This window comes from Alteromonas hispanica (assembly GCF_010500915.1).
Taxonomy (GTDB): domain Bacteria; phylum Pseudomonadota; class Gammaproteobacteria; order Enterobacterales; family Alteromonadaceae; genus Alteromonas; species Alteromonas hispanica.
Genome location: NZ_JAAAWP010000011.1, coordinates 1 through 20932, shown reverse-complemented (window position 1 = coordinate 20932; position 20932 = coordinate 1). Strand labels below are relative to the sequence as shown.

At 44.2% G+C, this 20932-nt stretch carries 20 protein-coding genes and 2 rRNA genes; 5 read left to right on the top strand and 17 right to left on the bottom strand.

The genetic code is table 11. The features are described from left to right. The first annotated feature begins 275 nt into the window (after window positions 1–275). A complete protein-coding gene (locus GTW09_RS15005; RefSeq protein ID WP_163112540.1) occupies window positions 276–2186 on the top strand; it encodes a methyl-accepting chemotaxis protein in 1911 nt (636 codons plus the stop codon). A gap of 192 nt (window positions 2187–2378) precedes the next feature. On the opposite strand, the gene GTW09_RS15000 is transcribed toward GTW09_RS15005, so the two are convergent. Continuing rightward, window positions 2379–3239, bottom strand: a complete 861-nt coding sequence (locus GTW09_RS15000) for a hypothetical protein (RefSeq protein ID WP_163112539.1) — start codon at window positions 3237–3239, stop codon at window positions 2379–2381. A gap of 196 nt (window positions 3240–3435) precedes the next feature. Between GTW09_RS15000 and GTW09_RS14995 the strand changes: the two genes are divergently transcribed. Then, on the top strand, window positions 3436–5262 hold the full coding sequence (locus tag GTW09_RS14995) for a cation:proton antiporter domain-containing protein (protein WP_163112538.1): 1827 nt from the start codon (window positions 3436–3438) through the stop codon (window positions 5260–5262). A gap of 333 nt (window positions 5263–5595) precedes the next feature. Here the strand turns inward: GTW09_RS14995 and GTW09_RS14990 are convergent, their stop codons facing one another. The 12 genes from GTW09_RS14990 to rpsJ form a co-directional block, all read right to left on the bottom strand. Continuing rightward, window positions 5596–6909 carry a 3-deoxy-D-manno-octulosonic acid transferase gene (locus tag GTW09_RS14990; RefSeq protein ID WP_163112537.1) on the bottom strand — a complete coding sequence of 438 codons (1314 nt, stop codon included), beginning with the start codon at window positions 6907–6909 and terminating at the stop codon, window positions 5596–5598. A gap of 163 nt (window positions 6910–7072) precedes the next feature. Further along, window positions 7073–7330, bottom strand: coding sequence for a 30S ribosomal protein S17 (gene rpsQ, locus GTW09_RS14985; RefSeq protein WP_071978420.1), 258 nt, complete (start codon window positions 7328–7330; stop codon window positions 7073–7075). Continuing rightward, a complete protein-coding gene (gene rpmC, locus GTW09_RS14980) occupies window positions 7330–7521 on the bottom strand; it encodes a 50S ribosomal protein L29 (RefSeq protein WP_071978419.1) in 192 nt (63 codons plus the stop codon). The genes rpsQ and rpmC overlap by 1 nt, the downstream gene beginning before the upstream one ends. Then, on the bottom strand, window positions 7521–7931 hold the full coding sequence (gene rplP / locus GTW09_RS14975) for a 50S ribosomal protein L16 (protein ID WP_032095149.1): 411 nt from the start codon (window positions 7929–7931) through the stop codon (window positions 7521–7523). The genes rpmC and rplP overlap by 1 nt, the downstream gene beginning before the upstream one ends. 2 nt (window positions 7932–7933) lie before the next feature. Next, window positions 7934–8638, bottom strand: coding sequence for a 30S ribosomal protein S3 (gene rpsC, locus GTW09_RS14970; RefSeq protein ID WP_071978418.1), 705 nt, complete (start codon window positions 8636–8638; stop codon window positions 7934–7936). A gap of 9 nt (window positions 8639–8647) precedes the next feature. Next, complete coding sequence (rplV, locus tag GTW09_RS14965) at window positions 8648–8980, bottom strand: 50S ribosomal protein L22 (RefSeq protein ID WP_032095147.1); 333 nt, start codon at window positions 8978–8980, stop codon at window positions 8648–8650. Window positions 8981–8991: 11 nt separating this feature from the next. After that, entirely contained in the window at window positions 8992–9267 is a 276-nt protein-coding gene (gene rpsS / locus GTW09_RS14960; protein WP_012516961.1) for a 30S ribosomal protein S19, read from the bottom strand. A gap of 15 nt (window positions 9268–9282) precedes the next feature. Continuing rightward, window positions 9283–10107, bottom strand: coding sequence for a 50S ribosomal protein L2 (gene rplB / locus GTW09_RS14955; RefSeq protein WP_100970792.1), 825 nt, complete (start codon window positions 10105–10107; stop codon window positions 9283–9285). A 14-nt stretch (window positions 10108–10121) separates the two neighbouring features. Beyond that, window positions 10122–10421, bottom strand: a complete 300-nt coding sequence (gene rplW / locus GTW09_RS14950; protein ID WP_012516959.1) for a 50S ribosomal protein L23 — start codon at window positions 10419–10421, stop codon at window positions 10122–10124. Then, window positions 10418–11023: a 50S ribosomal protein L4 gene (gene rplD, locus GTW09_RS14945; protein ID WP_071978416.1), complete on the bottom strand. Its 606-nt coding sequence runs from the start codon at window positions 11021–11023 to the stop codon at window positions 10418–10420. The genes rplW and rplD overlap by 4 nt, the downstream gene beginning before the upstream one ends. 18 nt (window positions 11024–11041) lie before the next feature. Beyond that, window positions 11042–11680: a 50S ribosomal protein L3 gene (gene rplC, locus GTW09_RS14940; RefSeq protein ID WP_032095144.1), complete on the bottom strand. Its 639-nt coding sequence runs from the start codon at window positions 11678–11680 to the stop codon at window positions 11042–11044. An 18-nt stretch (window positions 11681–11698) separates the two neighbouring features. After that, window positions 11699–12010, bottom strand: coding sequence for a 30S ribosomal protein S10 (gene rpsJ, locus GTW09_RS14935; protein ID WP_006012796.1), 312 nt, complete (start codon window positions 12008–12010; stop codon window positions 11699–11701). A gap of 687 nt (window positions 12011–12697) precedes the next feature. On the opposite strand from rpsJ, the gene GTW09_RS14930 reads away from it, so the two are divergent. Continuing rightward, window positions 12698–14914: a GspE/PulE family protein gene (locus tag GTW09_RS14930; protein ID WP_163112536.1), complete on the top strand. Its 2217-nt coding sequence runs from the start codon at window positions 12698–12700 to the stop codon at window positions 14912–14914. A gap of 80 nt (window positions 14915–14994) precedes the next feature. Here the strand turns inward: GTW09_RS14930 and acnA are convergent, their stop codons facing one another. After that, on the bottom strand, window positions 14995–17712 hold the full coding sequence (acnA, locus tag GTW09_RS14925; RefSeq protein ID WP_163112535.1) for an aconitate hydratase AcnA: 2718 nt from the start codon (window positions 17710–17712) through the stop codon (window positions 14995–14997). A gap of 315 nt (window positions 17713–18027) precedes the next feature. On the opposite strand from acnA, the gene GTW09_RS14920 reads away from it, so the two are divergent. Together GTW09_RS14920 and gpmA are read left to right on the top strand one after the other, a co-directional pair. Further along, a complete protein-coding gene (locus GTW09_RS14920; protein WP_163112534.1) occupies window positions 18028–18501 on the top strand; it encodes a cupin domain-containing protein in 474 nt (157 codons plus the stop codon). 179 nt (window positions 18502–18680) lie between these two features. Then, window positions 18681–19427: a 2,3-diphosphoglycerate-dependent phosphoglycerate mutase gene (gene gpmA, locus GTW09_RS14915; protein WP_163112584.1), complete on the top strand. Its 747-nt coding sequence runs from the start codon at window positions 18681–18683 to the stop codon at window positions 19425–19427. Window positions 19428–19553: 126 nt separating this feature from the next. On the opposite strand, the gene GTW09_RS14910 is transcribed toward gpmA, so the two are convergent. The 3 genes from GTW09_RS14910 to GTW09_RS14900 all read right to left on the bottom strand — a co-directional run. After that, window positions 19554–20087 (bottom strand): PH domain-containing protein, encoded by a 534-nt coding sequence (locus tag GTW09_RS14910; protein ID WP_163112533.1) that lies wholly within the window; start codon window positions 20085–20087, stop codon window positions 19554–19556. A 257-nt stretch (window positions 20088–20344) separates the two neighbouring features. Next, window positions 20345–20460, bottom strand: a 5S ribosomal RNA gene (gene rrf, locus GTW09_RS14905). Window positions 20461–20677: 217 nt separating this feature from the next. After that, window positions 20678–20932: ribosomal RNA gene (locus tag GTW09_RS14900) — 23S ribosomal RNA — on the bottom strand; the annotation flags it as partial.

Below are 20932 nucleotides of genomic sequence, written 5' to 3'. Positions count from 1 at the left end.
TTCCGCTTACAAAGCCGCCAAATAGGGCGGCTTTTTTCATTGACCCTATGGTCAATTATGCCGCACAATTACGAGCCTGATATTGTTACCCCTTAAGGTTAACTTTAGCGGACACTGGTCGATATTCTCTATTCGACAGCTTTAAAAAATCTGTGCGGCAAAATAATAAGAATACTGCATAGTGTAATCAGCCAAATAGCGCTGTTTTCATTCGGACGTTGCTATGCCTCAATGCCACGTCACTTTTTCAGCATTAACTTACGTGGTCGAAAGCTATGACTTTCAGTATTAAACAAAAACTCATTATTTCTCTCATTGTTGCTGTGTTAGCAGCATCCATTTTAGTTGGTTCTATTAGCCAATGGATTGCACGGGATCTCGTTAAAGAGAATATGGAAACCTTGCAACTTCCTGCACTCCTTAAACAAATTGGTAACCGGGTTGATAGTGAAGCAAGCGTAATGCTAACGGTAGCTCATGGCATAGCGTCGAACCCAGATATTCTCGCATGGTCGGCTGCGGGTGCCGACAGAAATGGCGAGCAAAGGCTGCTGAGCTATCTCAACAACATAGTGAATTTTAATGACCTCACCGTTGCTTCTTTTGTAGATAGAAACACCTACAAATATTGGAATCAAGACGGCTTTTTACGCACACTAAAAAATGATGAATTTGACGGTTGGTTTTTTGCCTACAAAGACAGCGGTGAGCCTATTTCGCTGAGCTTATATAACGAGCCAGGCGAAGGCTATCGACTGTTTGCCAATTATCAGCAAGTCAACGGTCGCGGTATGTCTGGCGTTGCAAAATCGGTAGACGAGTTACTTACTATCATCAATGCGGTTAAGATTGCACAAACAGGCTTCGTATATTTGGTTGATGGCTCGGGCACTGTGATTGCGCACCCCGATACAAGCTTATTGGGTAAAGCCAAGCTGGCTTCAGTAAGTGATAGCAAAACCGCCTCTACGCTTCTTACTAAGCAAGATTTTGCCATGGCCACTAGCGAGCAAAGCAACGGTAAAATGCTGTTTGCGAGTACCTATGTGAAAAAGGCGGGATGGTATGTCGTTGCTCAGGTACCAGAGAGCGAACTTTACGCTTCGCTAAACGCAGGTAGCCAACAAATTATTATTTGGGCGCTCATTATTGCTGCGGGTTTTGCTGTGATCGGAATTTGGTTAGCAGGAACGCTCACAAAGCCTCTTGAGTCTCTGGCGGATATTTTTCAACAACTAGGTCAAGGCGGCGGTGATTTACGGGCTCGAATTCCTGTGCCCGAGCAAAAAGAAATTGCCAGACTGGTAGAGGGTTTCAATCAGTTTATTGGTCATCTGCATGCCACTATCACTCAAGTCGCTACAACGAGCCAGGCACTTAAAAGCTCCGCTGCAGACGTAACGCAACAATCGCAGCAAACCGAGCTTTCAACCAAGAGCCAGCGAGACCAAACGCTACAAGCAGCAGCGGCTTTAACTCAAATGGGAAGCACAGTAAATGAGGTGGCGCAATCTGCTACCCATGCAGCACAAAATGCAAATCAAGCGAATACTAATTCTGTTGCAGGCCGCCAAATAACCCAAAAGGCCGTTATGGCCATTCAAGGCTTATCAGGGCAGATTCAATCAGTATCTGGTGTTATTCAGTCTCTTGATGAGCATACTGCAGCGATTGGCGGCATTCTTGATACCATTCGAGGGATTTCAGAGCAAACTAATCTACTTGCGCTGAATGCGGCTATTGAGGCTGCGCGAGCCGGTGACCATGGAAGAGGATTTTCGGTGGTAGCGGACGAAGTGAGAACCCTTGCGCAACGTGCAGCACAGGCTACAGACGAAATTCAGGTGAAAATTGATAAATTTCAACAAGACTCCAAGTCTGCTGTAGATCAAATGGAAACCAGTCGCGCTAAGACTGACGACGTTGTATCTGCAACTAACGAAATTGATGCGTTACTGCAAAAAATCACGCATGAGATCTCAACTATCAACGATGTAAACACACAGGTAGCTACTGCGACTGAAGAGCAAGCTGTAGTGGTTGAGGATATTAGTCGCAATATTAATGACATCAGTGCCTCAAGCGAAGAGACATTAAACGCTACACATATTTTGGTAAGCGTTAGCGATAAATTAGATGAGCTTGCAAAAGCGCTCTCGGTAGAGGTTAACCGATTTAAAATATAATACTGCTCTTTTCTCGTGTGAGTCTGGCTTTAACCTGAAAGCCAGACTCACTAATGTGCTTGGTGTGAGCGCTCCTCTAACTGGGCATTATTGCCACCGTTTTGGTATAAAAGAAAAGGTATAAAAGCTGTGTTGTATTATGGGATTTTTTTACAGTTGTTGTACGGTTTGTATAAGTTGCTGCTATCGCTTCTATAAAACCTGGGCTTTTGAAAGTGAAGCAGCACGCCCGTCAGTGGCTTCTTCGCTGAACCAGTAAGCCCCTTCGCTATCTACGCATACCCCTTCAACTTGTTTGTATCCTTCCAGCGGCCAAATATTCAGTACCGCAAATGTGCTAGAGAGTGATGCCATAAACGCTGCGAAATTTCCAAACGGATCTGACTTGTACCCTACAACCACATATTGATTTTTGCTTGCGTCATAATCGACGCCCGTTACTACACCCGGTAACCCTTCTATTGATGCGAAAGGTGTGAGCGTTTGCGCTACTTTTTCCTCATTAACTTGATCATTGATTTGGTAAATATGAGTATTACCAGAGCGCCAACTTTTCGAAAATAAAAGTAATTCACTGCCTTTCTTTAACAAAGCTTCAGCGTCAAAATCATGGGCATAGGGAATATTACTCGCAGGGTTATTATCTGCATATTTTATAACAAGGGTTGTTACATTATTGAAGTCTTGACGACTAACCTTATACACTTCTAGCTGTTCTCGCTGCCCTTTATTGTTGCCAATGTCTGCAACAAATAAGTATTCGTCGTCTGCGGTAATGGCTTCCCAATCATTATTTCTGATCGATAGTGCTAATTCTTCTGTTATCGTCCCATCATAACTCACGCTATACACCACTGGTGCATTTCCAGAATCGTTAATAGACAATATTTGATTGTCGTCGGCACAAGACAACCCGGATGTTTCCGAAAGTGCTTTTGGGAGCGTAATCGTCTTAGTAATATTTAAGGGAGTCGAGGGCACTGGAATCGAGGAGCACGCACTTACAAGTGCGGTTGCAGTAAAAGCGAAGGTTAAACCCAAGATTAATTTCACACGAATTCTCAATGTAGCGTATTCATTCCATTATATGAGGTTATCAGATATTGTTTATCCGTCTTGCAAAAAATCGCAAGTAATGAGGTATTGGTCTAAACATTGTGTGCTAGCGTAACTATAAACAAATATTAATAAAGTAGCAGCACGTAACGCATCGCTACGGAATTAACCGGGTGTAAATAAGGAAATAATCGTGTCTGACCCCTTGCTCTCTCTTGTTTCTGTTGGTTTGCTATCTATTGGTTGCCAATACCTAGCCTATAGAATTCGACTTCCCGCTATTCTCCCCTTGTTAATAGCAGGTATATTAGTGGGGCCAGTTTTTGGCGTACTCGATGCAGACGCATTGTTTGGCGACCTTCTATTCCCAGTAGTCTCGCTGTCTGTTGCTATAATTCTTTTCGAAGGGTCTCTTACACTCAAATTTAAAGACATAGCCGGTCATGGCAATATGGTGCGTAACTTATGCACCGTTGGGGTATTAATTACCGGCGCTATTTCTGCTGCGGTTGCGCACTATAGTTTGGATCTTACTTGGCAGCTTTCGTTTTTGTTTGGCGCTATCGTAACGGTAACTGGGCCCACCGTGATAGTTCCAATGCTAAGAACGGTAAGACCGCATACTAACCTAGCTAACATTCTTCGATGGGAAGGTATAATTATCGATCCGATAGGCGCCCTGCTCGCCGTTTTGGTTTTCGAGTTCATTGTTGCCTCGCAAGAAAATGCAATCTCACAGACGTTTATTGCTTTTGGTAAAACTATCGGCATAGGCTCTGTGCTTGGGCTAGCATCTGGCTATTTCCTTGGGCTATGCGTTCGCAAAGATTGGATCCCACACTACCTTCTCAACACTGCGGTGCTAACAATTATCTTAGGTGTCTTTGCGGCCTCTAACTATGTTGCTCACGAATCTGGGCTATTAGCCGTCACGATTACCGGCATGGTAATGGCAAATATGAAAAATGTGGATGTGGAAGATATTCTTGAATTTAAAGAAACCCTGAGTGTGCTTCTGATATCTGGGTTATTTATTTTGCTAGCCACTCGACTCAACCTTAATTCAGTTGCAGAAGTTGGCTGGGGCTCTGTGATAGTGCTGGCCACCATTATGTTTGTAGCAAGACCCGTGTCTGTTCTTATATCGAGTATTGGAACTGGCTTAAAGCTGAATGAAATAGCGTTACTAAGTTGGATAGCTCCTCGTGGTATTGTTGCCGCAGCAGTGTCGGCGCTTTTTTCCTTGAAGCTTGAAGAGATTGGTTATGAGGGCGCTGGTATCATAGTGCCCATTGTGTTTATGGTTATCATTGCCACTGTGGTTGTGCAAAGTATAACAGCGCGAACGGTAGCAACTCTTCTTAAAGTGCGGGCACCAGCGCCAACGGGATATTTAATATTCGGTGGCAGTAAATTTAATCGAATGCTAGCCGCTGAAATGATCAATCAGAAACTCGACGTAATTGTTACAGATACAAATTGGGATGCCATACGCGAGGCCAGAATGATGGATATCCCTGTGTACTTTGGCAACCCTATGTCAGAGCATGCAGCGCGCCACCTAGATATATCGACTATTGGCACAGTGCTTATTATGTCACCGTACAAGCAGCTTAATCCGCCAATTGCCTACCACTTTGAGCATACGTTGGGAAAAGACAAAGTTTGGGCACTGACTAACAACGAACAATCCACGAGACCTAGCCATCAAGTGAGTGAGCAATATGCAAAAAAACTTACTTTGTTTGATGAAGGCGTAACGTATGGCTATTTAGCCTCTGCTGTGGCTAGGGAGTCAACGATAAAAACAACGCCACTGTCAGAAGAGTTTGATTATGAGCAGTACATTCACAAATACGGCGATAGAGCGACGCCACTTATTGCCATAGATGCTGATAATAAGAGCTTTACTTTTGTTAACGGTAGAGAACTTGAACCTAAGCCGGGATGGCGTCTTATCAGTCTTGTGGAGCCTGAAAGAGTGTCAGTGTCTGAGGAGGCGTCAGCTGAGCAAGGCTAAGCGACAAAGCAGTATATAAAGAAATGTAGTAAGAAAACCTCCTGCCATCGGCAGGAGGTCTCTCCCTGGAAAACGCGTGAAACAGTGCCCATTAGTTTGTGAGCTTTGTTATTTGAGTTTTACCGAAGTCACGTCGTCTACCTTCTTATAGCAAAGGTCGAACCACTTTTAATATTCTTTTTATTTTCATGCGGTTACATAAAATTTAATGTGATTTAAGAGTATGGCGAATCATACAACGTCCCAATTCTGTGCAGGAGCGCACAGTTTCGGGGTTCGATTATTAGCCAAAAGTATAAGATATCAAAGAGTAGGCTGAGTGTTTTACTCACATTATCGTTCAGTAAATCCAGCTATACACTCAATGGTCTTATCAAGCGCCCCACTGTTTTCTTCGAGCACCAAGCCTGCAGCTCTTCCTGCTTTTTTGCAAAGCTGATCTGAAGATAAAAAAGTATTGCACGCCTCGGCAATACTCACTGCATCATGAATAATCGTTAGTGCCCCTCGTTCTACTAAATAGTCGCAGATAACAGGGTTATTATAAACGTTAGGCCCCATTAAAATGGGCAAGGAAAATGCGGCGGGCTCAAGCGCATTATGTCCGCCCTTTTGTGCAATAGAACCTCCAACGAACGCTACTGTAGCCACAGAATAAGCATCATTGAGTTTGCCCATCTCATCAAGTAGCACAACGCTCACGCCCGCGTGCGAGGTTGTCCCGACTGAACTACGAGTAAAAGGTATTTTTTTTGTCGTTAACAACTCTGCTACTTCATCAAAACGCTCTGGGTGTCTGGGCACAATCACCACTTTCAAATTCGGATGCACGTTCCATAATATGGCAGCGGCTTCTAATATTTGAGATTCTTCGGGTGCATGGGTGCTTCCCGCCACCAATACGGGGCCATCATGCTGTTCTAGCTTCATGAACCCTTTGATATTCTGATTTACAGACGCTGCTTGATCGAACTTAATATTATTTGTCAGCGTTAGCTTGTTAGAAGAAAGCCCTAGAGAGAGGTAATTCCGGTAGTCATCTTGCCCTTGAGCACAAACGTGACTGATTTTGAGCAGTAGAGGTTCAAATAGCTTACCTATTTTTTTATATCGAACTGCAGATCTACTTGTCATTCGCGCGTTTATCACGATAACCGGGATGTTTTGCTTCCAACATGTGTGTATTAGATTGGGCCATAACTCAACTTCAGTGATAAGCATAGCCTTTGGTTGTACACGCCGTAACATCAGTAACATGAAGATTGGCAAGTCGAACGGTAAATAGAAATGATTGACCTTTTCGCCGAAGATATCCCGCACTCGAGCAGAGCCTGTAGCGGTTGTAGTGGTCACCGTTATGCTTGTGTTAGGTTCTGCTAAAAGTAATTGCTTTATAACGCAGGACGCCGCTACGACTTCGCCGACTGAGACACAATGAAATAAATAGCCATTCTTTTGACGAGGCGCAGGTACCATACCAAAGCGCTCAAAACGCCCGTGAGAATGGTCCGCACCTTGACTATTTTTCTTTCCCGCGAGTTTGAATAAAACCAGAGGTATGAGTAAAAGAAGAACGAGCGAATACAAATAGCGACATAGTTCATCGATGAGAGTGGGTTTTACACTGTCTCGCTGGTCAGCAGACATAATGTATCCTTGGTCCTTAATACAATGAGAATAGCTAACACGTTATGTGTTAACCATAAGGTATATGGTAGGTGAGTATACTCGTTTAAAGAGTTTCTATCAGCGCCAAAAAACAAAAAAGCCGCTCAAGAGCGGCTTTTTTAGAGACTAAAAAAGAGAACGATTAAACGCCTGCTTTTTCAATAACGTCTACAAGCATCCAAGTTTTGTTCTTAGATAGTGGACGACATTCACGTACTGTTACTACGTCGCCTTTATTGCATACATTACTTTCGTCGTGGGCGTGAAGCTTAGTAGAGCGCTTGATGAACTTCCCATAGATAGGGTGCTTAACAAAACGTTCAACTACAACAGTAATGGTTTTATCCATCTTGTTGCTAACCACACGACCTTGCACTGTACGAATTTTTTGCTCAGTCATTACGCATCAGCCTTTTGAGTCAGAATGGTTTTAACACGCGCGATGTTACGACGTACTTTTTTCAACTGGTCAGTTTTTTCAAGCTGGCCTGTTGAGTGCTGCATGCGCAGGTTGAACTGTTCGCGTAGCAGGTTAATCAACTCTGCGTTCAGCTCTTCTACGCTTTTTTCTTTCAGTTCAGTCGCTTTCATTACATCACCGTCCGAGTTACAAAGGTTGTTTTAAATGGCAGTTTAGCCGCTGCCAATTCAAACGCTTCGCGTGCAAGATTTTCAGGAACACCTTCCATCTCATAAAGAACACGACCAGGCTGAATTTGGCATACCCAGTACTCAACGTTACCTTTACCTTTACCTTGACGCACTTCAAGAGGCTTCTCAGTAATTGGCTTGTCAGGGAAAACTCGAATCCAAATTTTACCTTGACGCTTAACGTGACGAGTCATAGCACGACGCGCTGCTTCGATTTGACGCGCAGTCATACGACCGCGGCCTGTCGCTTTAAGGCCGTAAGTACCAAAGGCTACAGTGCTTCCCGCAGCCATGCCGCGGTTGCGGCCTTTGTGCATCTTACGGAACTTCATGCGTTTTGGTTGTAACATGATTAGCCCTCTCGCTTAGCGTTGCGGCCTTTCTTCTTAGGTTGAGCAGCTGGTTGTTGCTCTTGAGCTGTAGGTAGTCCACCTAGAACCTCACCCTTGAAGATCCATACCTTAACGCCGATGATGCCGTAAGTAGTTGATGCTTCTGAGGTTGCGTAATCGATATCTGCACGGAAAGTGTGCAGAGGAACGCGACCTTCACGATACCATTCAGAACGAGCAATTTCTGCTCCGCCTAAACGGCCGCTAACTTCAACTTTAATACCTTTAGCGCCTAGACGCATTGCATTTTGTACCGCACGCTTCATAGCGCGACGGAACATAACACGACGCTCTAGCTGACTAGAAATGCTGTCAGCGACTAACTGACCATCTAGCTCTGGCTTACGTACTTCAGCGATATTAATCTGAGCTGGCACACCGGCTAGCTTAGACACATAGTTACGCAACTTTTCTACGTCTTCACCTTTCTTACCGATAACCACGCCCGGACGAGCTGTGTGAATAGTCACACGGATGCTCTTAGCAGGACGCTCAATCACGATTTTAGAAAGTGAAGCGTTCTTAAGTTGCTTAGTCAGATACTGACGTACCTGATGATCGTTATACAGGTTGTCCGCATAGTCTGCAGTATTAGCGTACCAGGTAGAAGTCCATGGTTTACTGATACCCAGGCGTATACCTGTAGGATGTACCTTCTGTCCCATTATCTACTCCTAGTTATCCGCTACAACCACAGTGATGTGACTGCTGCGCTTGAAGATGCGATCAGCACGGCCTTTGGCGCGTGTTTTGATTCGCTTCATAGTTGGACCTTCGTCAACAAAGATTTTGGCTACGACAAGCTCGTCGATATCCGCGCCTTCGTTGTGCTCTGCGTTAGCAATCGCAGACTCCAAAACTTTCTTTACTAGTGCTGCGCTTTTCTTCGGGCTGTACGTAAGAACTTCAAGAGCTTTCTCTACGTGTAAACCGCGAACCTGATCCGCAACCAAGCGTGCCTTTTGAGCCGACGTGCGGGCAAAACGGTGTTTAGCTAATGCTTCCATCTTCCTACCCCTTAACGTTTAGCTTTCTTATCCGCGACATGGCCGCGGTAAGTACGCGTTGGCGCAAATTCGCCCAACTTGTGGCCGACCATTTCGTCACTAATAATGACAGGTACATGTTGTCGACCGTTATGGACCGCAATGGTCAACCCAATCATATCTGGGATGATCATGGAACGACGAGACCAAGTCTTAATTGGTTTACGTTCGTTCTTTTCCACTGCAGCCTCTACCTTCTTCAGCAAGTGAAGGTCGATAAATGGACCTTTCTTGAGAGAACGTGGCATGGTGAATCCTCGCTATTACTTGTTACGACGACGTACGATAAGTTTATCGGTACGCTTGTTGCTTCGGGTTTTCTTACCTTTAGTAGGAACACCCCAAGGAGATACTGGATGACGACCACCCGACGTGCGTCCTTCACCACCACCGTGTGGGTGATCAACCGGGTTCATGGCAACACCACGAACGGTAGGACGGATACCACGCCAGCGCGTTGCACCAGCTTTACCCAATGAACGAAGCATGTGTTCTGCATTACCAACTTCACCAATAGTGGCGCGGCAATCAGATAATACTTTACGCATTTCGCCAGAGCGAAGACGTAGAGTAACGTAGTTAGTGTCACGTGCTAAGATCTGAGCGTAAGCGCCAGCAGAGCGTGCGATTTGTGCACCTTTACCAGGCTTCATTTCAATTGCGTGTACAACACTACCAACAGGAATGTTACGCATAGGCAATGTGTTACCAGACTTGATCGGAGCACCCGAACCAGACTGGATTGCATCACCAGCTTTCATACCTTTTGGAGCCAGAATGTAACGACGTTCACCATCTGCGTACAATACTAGAGCAATGTTAGCAGAACGGTTTGGATCGTATTCTAAACGCTCAACTTTGGCTGGAATGCCATCTTTGTTGCGTTTAAAGTCGATCACACGATAGTGTTGCTTATGACCACCACCAATGTGACGAGTTGTAATACGACCATGGTTGTTACGACCGCCAGATTTGCTGTTCTTTTCTAGCAAAGGTGCGTACGGTGCACCTTTGTGCAGGTCAGGGTTAGTAACCTGAACAACGTGACGACGACCGGCAGAAGTTGGCTTAGCTTTCAATAATGGCATTTCTAATCCCCTTCTTACTCAGCGCCACCGACAAAGTCGATGTCCTGACCTTCTTTAAGAACCACGTAGGCCTTTTTCCAGTCGCTGCGTTTACCGAAAGACATACCGTGACGTTTAGTTTTACCTTTAACGTTCACTGTGCGAACACCTTCAACTTCAACTTCAAACAGTTTTTCAACTGCAGCTTTAATTTCGGCTTTATTCGCGTCTTTGGCTACTTTAAATACAACTGTGTTGTTCGCTTCAGCAGCCATTGTAGACTTTTCTGAAACGTGAGGTGCTACTAGCACCTTCAGTAGACGTTCTTCTTTCATGCTAACGCCTCCTCAAGTTGTTTAACCGCATCAGCAGTAATTAGCACTTTTTCGAATGCAATCAAGCTCACTGGGTCAATGCCTGCTACGTCGCGTACGTCAACTTTATATAAGTTACGAGCCGCTAAGAACAAGTTTTCATCTACTTCAGGAGTAACGATAAGAACATCATTTAGTTCATATTCGTTAAGTGCAGAAATAAGTTCTTTTGTCTTAGGTGCTTCAACACCGAACTTTTCAACCACGATCAAACGATCTTGGCGAATTAGTTCTGACAAAATGCTCTTAATCGCACCGCGATACATTTTCTTGTTAACTTTTTGTTCGAAGTCACGAGGCTTAGCTGCGAAAGCACGGCCACCGCCAACCCAAATTGGGCTACGGATTGTACCAGCACGAGCTCGGCCAGTACCTTTTTGACGCCATGGCTTCTTACCGCCACCACGAACTTCAGCGCGAGTTTTCTGCGCTTTTGTACCCTGACGCGCGCCTGCACCGTAAGCTACAACGACTTGGTGTACCAAGGCTTCGTTGAATTCACGTCCAAAGGTCGCTTCGGATACTTCAAGAGCGCTTTGCGCGTCTTTCAATGTTAATTCCATCAGTTCACTCCCCAGACGTTACGCTTTAACAGCTGGCTTGACGATAACGTCATTACCAGTTGCGCCAGGTACGGCACCTTTAACAAGGATAAGGCCGTTCTCTACGTCAACACGTACAACTTCCAAAGACTGCGTAGTCACTTGCTTGTTACCAAGCTGACCAGCCATTTTCTTGCCTTTGAAAACTTTACCTGGTGATTGGTTTTGGCCAATTGAACCAGGAGCACGGTGAGACAAAGAGTTACCGTGAGTCATACGCTGAGAACTAAAGTTCCAACGTTTGATCGCGCCAGCAAAACCTTTACCTTTTGATGTACCAGTGACATCAATCTTTTTGGTATCGTTAAAGATTTCAACAGTGATTTCACCGCCGACTTCAATATCGTTACCTTCGTTATCTTCTAGGCGGAATTCTGCTAGAGTGCGACCAGCTTCAACACCAGCTTTAGCAAAGTGACCTGCTTCGGCTTTGTTGACGCGGTTAGCTTTCTTAGTTCCAGCAGTAACCTGAAGAGCGCGATAACCGTCTGTTTCTTCAGTACGTAACTGAGTAACACGGTTTGGGGTCGCTTCAATAACAGTCACAGGGATTGACGTGCCATCTTCAGTGAAGATGCGAGTCATACCCACTTTACGACCGATTAGACCAATCGCCATTGTTATAACCCTCTCTTGTTAGCCCAGGCTGATTTGAACATCAACACCAGCAGCCAAGTCCAAACGCATCAACGCATCAACTGTTTTATCAGTTGGCTCGATGATGTCTACCAAACGCTTGTGAGTACGAATCTCATATTGGTCACGTGCATCTTTATTTACGTGAGGAGATGTCAATACCGTATAGCGTTCTTTGCGAGTAGGCAGTGGAATTGGACCGCTGACCTGAGCACCAGTACGTTTCGCCGTTTCAACGATTTCAGCCGTAGACTGATCGATCAACTTGTGATCAAACGCTTTCAAACGAATACGAATTCTTTGATTTGGCATCGATTAAGCTCCAATCGAAAGAACAAAAAAATTCACCCCTTCTTTTCTATTTTGTTCAGAAAGAAAGGATGTGCGTAAACCGATGGTTCCCAATTGGAACCCTGTTCTTATTTTTAGCACGCTTGTAATAGCTTGGTCGGTAAAGACAAATCTCTTACGTCGGCAGCCACCCTAAAAGCAGTGTGGTTGCGGCTAAAAAATCAATGCCCTATTCAGGCAGTGGGCGCGAATTATACAGAAGCGTTGAGGTAATGCAACTACTAGATTGCTTTTTGTTCTATATTCAGCGCATAAAATTTGAATTCAGTCAGGTTCCTCAACCCTAATGATTATTTTACGTCTTTGCTATTTTGTTGCTAAGTCATTAGTTTAAAGTTTTATATTCAAAGTAGACTTATTGCCCCACCTGACGTAAATGTATATTGTTGCTGATAACATAGCCAAACGCAGCGCTTGGTGTAATTTACGATCGTCTGCCTAGGTGAGATAAACAGGTAACATTGTTAAACTAAGGTTAAACGTGTCTGTAAGGCTTTTGTGCGCAAGTATTCAAACGCAAACCGTAAAGTCCAGCCGTTTATACCGTTGTTCTTAAAACTGGCTTTGTTGGCTTTGCTTAAGGTCGCGCCCAGGAATTTTTATTAAAGGAATGAGACAAAAGGTCTCACTCCGCAAAGTAGTGGGAATATGGAAGTAGTCAATAATCAACAAACGTTCTCTCAAATCAGGCGTATTCTGAATAATCATTCTTCGCTGCTCGATGCCTATGGTTTGTTAGAGCCTATCATCTTAGAACTGTTTGGTGCTCAGCGCATGAGTATTTTTCAGCGTAGGCGCCAGCACCAAGACTTGGTTGCCCGTTTTAAAACTGGGAAAGAAACACAAGAAATTAAAGTGCCTATCAGTCCAATGTCTATTGCAGGGTACGTTGCACTTTCTCAGAAGCCTGTTGTTATTGACGACCCTTACAACACAACCATGCTTCAAAGTATTCACCCTCGACTCAGGTTTGCTGGCAAATTCGATAAAGACAGTGACTTCAAAACCTTAAATATTCTCTGTGTCCCTATAATGAATGCCGGAGTGCTAATGGGTGTAATCCAGATTATCAATAAGGTAGAAAGTGCCTTCTCCGAAGATGATCTTAAACTGGGTAACGCGCTCGCTTTAATACTGGGTGACAAATTTCGTTTTGAATTAGGGGGCACCAATAACCCATTCGATCTATTAGTTCACAAAAGTCTTATCGATGAAAACACCCTCGAAGAAATAAAGCTTTCGACACCAGATATACGAGCCCTTGTTCAACGTCTTGTTTCTGAGCACCGTATTTCAGAAGAAGAGATTGGTAACTCTTTATCAATTCACTACCAAGTCCCTTTTATTCCCTATTTGCCGGATAAATACCACCGCTTTGAAAATGAAAGTAAGCTCAATGTTTCCTATTTAAAGCGTAACTATGTTGCAGTTATAGCAGATGCTCACGAAAAGCCTATCGTATTGATGGCCGAACCTAACAACGCAGCACTTCTAATGGAAATAGAGAGTGCAATGGGCATTGAGAGTTATGAAATTGCGGTTAGCTTACCTAGCTTAGTCTTGCAATATCTCGGTGAAAACAGCGGGGGCGGCGGCCCTGGCGAGATGAGTGAAATACTGGATGAAATTGGTACCTCTAGCGACGAAAAAGAAGACCAATTTGATGAGTTATCCGATGATGCACCTGCAGTAGTGCGTTTAGTAAGCCGTGTATTGCACGATGCCAAGCGTCTTAATGCCTCAGATATTCACATAGATCCCGAGAAAAATGCGCCTACCCGTGTTCGTATGCGTGTAGACGGTGTGTGTAGAGACATGAACCAAGTTCCTCACTCGCACCATAACGCAGTGATAGCGCGTATAAAGATTATGTCGAATTTAAATATCGCCGAAAAACGTGTTCCGCAAGACGGTAAGCTGGCATTTAGAATGAACGGCCAACTTGTAGAGGTTCGCGTAGCCACTATTCCAACCGTTGCAGGCGAAGGCGTAGTAATGAGGATATTGGCCTCTGGTGGAGCCATGCCCATAGAAAAAATGAACTTGGCTCCCAACAACCGGGCTCGCCTTGAAGATATGATTAAAAAGCCTCACGGCATTCTTCTTGTTGTTGGGCCAACAGGCTCGGGTAAAACCACAACACTACACGCCATACTTGGGTATTTGAACACACCTGAGAAGAAGATATGGACTGCTGAAGATCCCGTAGAGATTACCCAGCCAGGTTTACAGCAAGTTCAAGTGAGCCCCAAAATTGGATTTACCTTTGCCAATGCTCTTCGCGCTTTCTTACGTGCAGACCCCGATATTATTCTTATTGGTGAGATGCGTGATAAAGAGACTGCCCATGCGGGTATTGAGGCTTCACTAACAGGTCACTTAGTATTGTCTACGCTGCATACCAACTCAGCACCTGAAACCATTACTCGTTTACTTGATTTAGGGTTAGACCCAGTTAACTTTTCAGATGCCTGTGTAGGAATACTTGCTCAGCGTCTTATTCGTACATTGTGCGGTAAGTGTAAAGAGAAATACGTAGCGTCTGAAAAGGATATGGCGTTTATTGAACGCCAGTACGGCAAAGAGCACATGCACGAGCTAAACCTATCTGGTATTCCAGAGCTTTATAAAGCGAAAGGGTGCTCAGAGTGCGGCAATACCGGCTATAAAGGTAGAACCGGTGTGCATGAATTACTGGGTATGACACCAGAACTGCGCTCGTTAGTGTATAAAGAGTCAAGTGTAGCTCAAATGAAGAAGCAGGCTACAGACGATGGAATGCGCACCTTGGTTCAAGACGCTATATTCAAAGTGATAAAAGGCGACACTGATTTAGCGCAAGTTCAAATAGTCAGTGGAGATTAAACTACGCTAAAAATAAAACGCCCCTTCGTGATTTATTCACCAAGGGGCGTTTTTAACTCTACTTTATATACCTGACAACTCTACTTACGAAGATATTCTCGAATGACGTAATGTAAGATTCCGCCATTTTCAAAATACGTAAATTCGTTAGACGTATCAATTCTAATATCCATGGTAAATTCTTTTGATTCACCATCGTCAGTGATCATGGTAACGCTCACTTCTTTTTGTCCACGCTCTACGCCACCAATTGAGAATGATTCGTTTCCCTTGATATCAAGCGATGATGCCGAATCTCCCTTTTTAAACTGAAGAGGTAAAATTCCCATACCGATCAGGTTTGAGCGATGTATCCGTTCGTAGCTTTCGGCTAATACGGCTTTCACGCCCATCAAAGAAGGCCCCTTCGCAGCCCAGTCTCTACTTGAGCCTGTTCCATACTCTTTACCGCCTATAACCACGGCTGGTACGCCGTCATCTTTGTATCGCATGGCGGCATGAAATATCGACATGCTGTCACCACTTGGATAGTGAGTGGTTGCACTTCCCTTGGTTCCGGGCGCAAGCTGGTTTTGCAAGCGTACATTGGCAAACGTACCCCGCATCATGACCTCATGATTACCCCTTCGTGATCCGTAAGAATTAAAATCTTTGGGATCGACGCCTTGAGCTTGCAAGTATTCTCCCGCAGGACTGTCTGGTGCAATGGCACCTGCCGGCGAAATATGGTCTGTAGTAATCGAGTCACCTACTTTTACAAGACAACGTGCATTATCAATTGACTGAAGCGCAGCAGGCTCTTTCTCCATTACCTCAAAAAATGGTGGATGTTTGATATAAGTTGAATCAGGCCAGTCGTAAACTGATGTTTCACTTACACTTAACTCGTTCCATTCACCGTTGCCTTTAAACACGTCAGCATACTTTTCTTTAAATAGCGCACCGGTCACATTTTCGGAAATATACTTTTGAATCTCTTCCTCTGAAGGCCAAAGATCTTTTAAGTAAACTGGCTCGCCGTCTTTTGACATGCCTAATGGCTCTTTAGAAATATCCGCATTCATGTTGCCTGCGAGTGCGTAAGCCACTACCAAAGGAGGCGATGCTAAATAGTTTGCGGCGACATCGGGATGAATTCGCCCTTCAAAATTACGATTACCTGAAAGTACCGACGTTACCGTAAGTTTCGCTTTTCTTATCGCGTCGGTAATGGGGTCTGGAAGCGGCCCCGAATTACCAATACAGGTAGTACAACCATAGCCCACCAAATTGAAACCTAAGGCTTCAAGCGGCTTCATTAAATTAGCATCTTCGAGATACTGGGTGACTACTTGCGAACCTGGTGCTAACGAGGTTTTCACCCACGGTTTGCTGGTTAAGCCCTTTTCAACCGCCTTTTGCGCAAGCAGTCCTGCAGCAACAAGCACAGATGGGTTAGAGGTGTTAGTACAGCTAGTAATAGCAGCAATAACTATTGCACCATCTTCTAAATTGAATTTGTTGTCTCTAAAGTTAACGAATGAGTCGTGCGCTTCGTCAACATCGCTACCACCGACTAGACCGCCTTCAGCGACGAACTCTGTTTCTTCATCCAGCACTTTTACGTCTATTTGAGAACGATGCCATTCATTGAATGCTTCTGCGGCTTTATCTAGAGCAATTCTATCTTGCGGACGTTTAGGGCCGGCAATAGAGGGAACCACGTCGTTTAAATTTAGTTCAAGCGTCTCGTGGTATTCAGCATCCTTCGAATGATCGTCATGCCATAAGTTGCTGTATTTAGCGTACTTCTCTACCAGCTCTATTTGCGCTTCGTCACGACCCGTTAAACGTAAATAGTCTAGCGCGACGTCATCTATAGGGAAGATACCGCATGTGGCGCCGTATTCTGGTGCCATATTAGCAATGGTAGCTCTATCTGCAGTGGTAAGATATTTTAAGCCTGGCCCAAAAAATTCGACGAACTTTCCTACTACACCATGGGCTCTAAGCTGTTGGGTAATAGTGAGTACCATGTCTGTTGCGGTAACGCCAGCGGGTAGCCTACCGTCTAGCTTAAAGCCTACCACGTTAGGAAGTAGCATGGTGACAGGCTGACCAAGCATAGCCGCCTCAGCCTCAATTCCGCCAACACCCCATCCCAATACCCCTAAGCCATTTATCATTGTGGTATGCGAATCTGTACCAACAAGCGTATCTGGGTAGACAAAGTTTCCGTCTTCAGTCTCTTTGATAAACGCACAGCGCGCTAAGTATTCAAGGTTAACTTGGTGAACAATACCGCGACCGGGAGGAACCACTTTAAAGTTATCGAAGCTAGACTGTCCCCATTTTAAAAACTGGTAACGCTCTCTATTTCTTTCAATTTCAATGTCTGTGTTTTTCTGTAAGGCATTCTCTTCGGCGAAATGATCAACCATTACAGAATGATCGATAACCAGCTCTACAGGGTTGAGTGGGTTGATAGCTTGCGCATCTCCACCAAGACGGTCAACAGCGTCACGCATTGCAGCCAAATCGACAATGGCTGGAACACCTGTAAAATCTTGTAAAATAACGCGGGCTGGAACGAAAGAGACTTCAAGCTCTTCATTATTCGAGGTGTCCCATTTGGCTACGTGCTCTATATCTTCACTAGAGACGAATTCTTTATCTTCGTGACGAACGAGGTTTTCTAAAAGTACCTTAATACAAAACGGAAGGCGATCTAGGGGATATTTTTCGTTTATACGATCGAGGTTAATAGCCTTGAAAGTTTTACCCTTTACTTCAAGGTCTGAAAAAGACTTATAAGTCATATGGTCACTATCCTTTTTTGCCTGTTCGAAATTTATATTATTCGCTGAACGAAAGGACTGTAGGAAAGACCTATAGTGCAGCGTATACACCTAAACGTTCAGCTGCTATGTTCTTATACGGAAAATACATGAAAAAAAGTTCATGTAACTGCTAAGTTTTTGTCCGCTTAGCTAACACACACCGCTTCGAAAGCGTGTACTCATTCTTTATTTTTGAATTTAAACCAAAACATCATTACCTTTTAACGATATGAGTACCCAAATATGCTTAAAACACCTGCGTTAACTCAACGCGCTATATATAGAGTTTAGCCAATGCACACACTTATTCAAAAATATGGGTTAATGCCACATCCTGAGGGTGGTTATTACAAGCAAATATATCGCTCTTCAGACATTACAGCTTCGCACGTTCATGGCAAAAGCAGACCTGCACTAACACACATCTACTTCTTACTTTTAGAAGGGCAAGTGAGTCGGTTTCATCGTGTGTTGCACGACGAAGTATGGAATCATTATGAAGGCGCACCATTGCAATTAATTCAGTTTGAAACTGACACACTTGCACAAAACGGGCTTTCAAAAAAAACCATAGGCAACTCAGAAAATGGCTATGTACACATTGTACCGGCGGGCCATTATCAAGCTGCTTATAGCACCGGAGATTACAGCTTAGTAGGTTGTACCGTAGCACCAGGTTTTGACTTTGAAGACTTCAGCTTTATTGAAGACCCTTCCACAGTTAAATGGCTAAACGAGCATCATTCAGGTATGAGTAAATTTATATAGGCTCAAAGTGACGAAGCTGATGGTACAAAGGTTGGTCTTTCCTTTGATTTTATGGGGGTTAGCGCTGGATTTTTTGTTACGTATCAAGGATGATAATATACAACTTCAATATACGTCTGCACGTCTATTCTAAAACAGACGGGCAGGCATTTTTACTCAACCCCGCAGGTAACCCAACTATGTATAAATTGGTACTTATTCGTCACGGAGAGAGTCAGTGGAACTTGGAAAATCGTTTCACTGGTTGGCATGACGTTGATTTGACTGATACTGGCGTAGCACAAGCAAAGAACGCTGGTAAAATGTTAAAAGACGCAGGATTTGAATTTGATCAGGCTTACACGTCTGTATTACTTCGCGCTATTAAAACACTTAATATTGCGCTTGAAGAAATGGGACAGCACTACCTACCCGTTGAGCGTCACTGGCGTTTAAATGAGCGTCACTATGGCGCACTTACTGGCCTAGATAAGGCAGAAACTGCTGCCAAGCATGGTGAAGAGCAAGTTAAAGTATGGCGTCGTAGTTTCGATATTCCACCGCCAGCAGTAGAAACTGAAAGTGAGCATTTTCCTGGTCACGATCGTCGCTATAATAATGTTGATGCTGACATTCTACCTCGCGGTGAGAGTCTTAAGCTTACCATAGAGCGCGTACTGCCATACTGGCACGACGTAATTCGTCCGCAAATCCAAGACGGAAAACGCATCATCATCGCTGCTCACGGAAATAGTTTACGAGCACTCGTAAAATACCTAGACGGCATGTCTGATGAAGAGGTACTCGGCCTGAATATACCAACGGGCGTGCCTTTGGTTTACGAACTTGATGAGAATCTAAAACCTATTTCAAAAGACTACTTAGGAGATCCAGAAGCAATTAAAGCAATGATGGATGCCGTGGCGAAACAAGGTAAAGCTAAGTAATAGAGTTACTCACCGGTTTTGAATCGATGTAAAAAGACCCTTTCTAATTCATAGTAATCAGTAAGGGTCTTTTTTCTGTTAGTCATATTCTAAATAAACAAACACACGCTGGAGGAGTTTTAGAAACTACTTTTCCTTTAGCAAGGCTTCCAACAAACCTTCAATGCGCTTGACGCTATCTATAAGAACTGACATTTCAGATTGCTTATCTTCAGACTGGCCGCTGGTAGAAGTTCCTATCACCGATATCGCATCTTTTTGCGATAGTATTGTTTCCCGAAAATTAGCGGCGTCATCAATACCAAGAAGGGAAACGAGCGCGCCTTGAGCCGACTGTCCAGCCGTTTCAAATGACAGCCTGTAAAGGTTAAAAACACGCATTAAGGGCCCTTGAACCATAGCTACATCTGTAATCTTTTCCAAGGGTATAGACTTTTCTTCTTTATGAAATATCCCTCTTTTAACAACAAGCTTGCGTTCTGTGATCGTTGCCGACATTGCAGCCAACGTTCTATTGCTTATCACTAAAAATAAAGGGATTGATATAATAAGAAAGGGTATGCCAATCACTATTAATGTCGAAAACAACAAAAGGCTTACAAGCCAATAACGCTTCACCGCTGGATTAAATGTGGCTTCTAAAATAATTCGCTCTGCCATCGAACAGTCACTTATTAGTTATTCATGTATTAGCGCTCTAATATAGTGAATAAACAAAGCAAGAACCAGATAAAAAGGGTCAGATCCGCATTAGCACACTTGCCTGTTAGGAGGTAGGCTCTAGCTTGGGATAGCATCACTTTCAGTCTCAAAAAAGTATCGGCTGGCTGGCTGCTTAATGTGGATCTGACCCCGTTTATGATTTTTGGATGCTAGAAAGCAAAAAACCCGCCGTTAGGCGGGTTTTTCTTAATGGGACCTGGCAGTGTCCTACTCTCACATGGGGAGACCCCACACTACCATCGGCGCTAATACGTTTCACTTCTGAGTTCGGAATGGAGTCAGGTGGTACCGTATCGCTATGGCTGCCAGGAAAAAGCTGGATAACAATTTAGGAAAGTTTGATATTAATTCAATCAGTGAGTAACTTACTTTTTACTCTACTTGTGGTGCAAAATCATGATTGCTTTTTATCATGACTTTTGCGCAAGGAGGACCAACAGTACATACAGTTGTTTGTCACATCCTATCGATTTGCTTATCAATTTGCTTACAACGCCAACTTCTTACCGAAGCCTTTTAGGCGTTGTATGGTTAAGCCTCTCGGGCAATTAGTACAGGTTAGCTTAACGCCTTACAACGCTTCCACACCCTGCCTATCAACGTCATCGTCTATAACAACCCTTCCAGACCTTAAAGGTCAGGGATGACTCATCTTTGGGCCGGCTTCCCGCTTAGATGCTTTCAGCGGTTATCCGTTCCGAACGTAGCTACCGGGCAATGCCATTGGCATGACAACCCGAACACCAGCGGTTCGTCCACTCCGGTCCTCTCGTACTAGGAGC

Excerpts from the sequence above, each read along its gene's own strand:
- rpsJ (WP_006012796.1), bottom strand. The coding sequence starts at position 12,010 with ATGCCAAATCAAAGAATTCGTATTCGTTTGAAAGCGTTTGATCACAAG.
- rplP (WP_032095149.1), bottom strand. The coding sequence starts at position 7,931 with ATGTTACAACCAAAACGCATGAAGTTCCGTAAGATGCACAAAGGCCGC.
- rpsQ (WP_071978420.1), bottom strand. The coding sequence starts at position 7,330 with ATGACTGAGCAAAAAATTCGTACAGTGCAAGGTCGTGTGGTTAGCAAC.
- gpmA (WP_163112584.1), top strand. The coding sequence starts at position 18,681 with ATGTATAAATTGGTACTTATTCGTCACGGAGAGAGTCAGTGGAACTTG.
- GTW09_RS14910 (WP_163112533.1), bottom strand. The coding sequence starts at position 20,087 with ATGGCAGAGCGAATTATTTTAGAAGCCACATTTAATCCAGCGGTGAAG.
- rplW (WP_012516959.1), bottom strand. The coding sequence starts at position 10,421 with ATGAAAGAAGAACGTCTACTGAAGGTGCTAGTAGCACCTCACGTTTCA.
- GTW09_RS14990 (WP_163112537.1), bottom strand. The coding sequence starts at position 6,909 with ATGTCTGCTGACCAGCGAGACAGTGTAAAACCCACTCTCATCGATGAA.
- rplC (WP_032095144.1), bottom strand. The coding sequence starts at position 11,680 with ATGGCGATTGGTCTAATCGGTCGTAAAGTGGGTATGACTCGCATCTTC.
- GTW09_RS14920 (WP_163112534.1), top strand. The coding sequence starts at position 18,028 with ATGCACACACTTATTCAAAAATATGGGTTAATGCCACATCCTGAGGGT.
- GTW09_RS15005 (WP_163112540.1), top strand. The coding sequence starts at position 276 with ATGACTTTCAGTATTAAACAAAAACTCATTATTTCTCTCATTGTTGCT.
- rplV (WP_032095147.1), bottom strand. The coding sequence starts at position 8,980 with ATGGAAGCATTAGCTAAACACCGTTTTGCCCGCACGTCGGCTCAAAAG.
- rplD (WP_071978416.1), bottom strand. The coding sequence starts at position 11,023 with ATGGAATTAACATTGAAAGACGCGCAAAGCGCTCTTGAAGTATCCGAA.
- acnA (WP_163112535.1), bottom strand. The coding sequence starts at position 17,712 with ATGACTTATAAGTCTTTTTCAGACCTTGAAGTAAAGGGTAAAACTTTC.
- rpsS (WP_012516961.1), bottom strand. The coding sequence starts at position 9,267 with ATGCCACGTTCTCTCAAGAAAGGTCCATTTATCGACCTTCACTTGCTG.
- rpsC (WP_071978418.1), bottom strand. The coding sequence starts at position 8,638 with ATGGGACAGAAGGTACATCCTACAGGTATACGCCTGGGTATCAGTAAA.
- GTW09_RS14930 (WP_163112536.1), top strand. The coding sequence starts at position 12,698 with ATGGAAGTAGTCAATAATCAACAAACGTTCTCTCAAATCAGGCGTATT.
- rpmC (WP_071978419.1), bottom strand. The coding sequence starts at position 7,521 with ATGAAAGCGACTGAACTGAAAGAAAAAAGCGTAGAAGAGCTGAACGCA.
- rplB (WP_100970792.1), bottom strand. The coding sequence starts at position 10,107 with ATGCCATTATTGAAAGCTAAGCCAACTTCTGCCGGTCGTCGTCACGTT.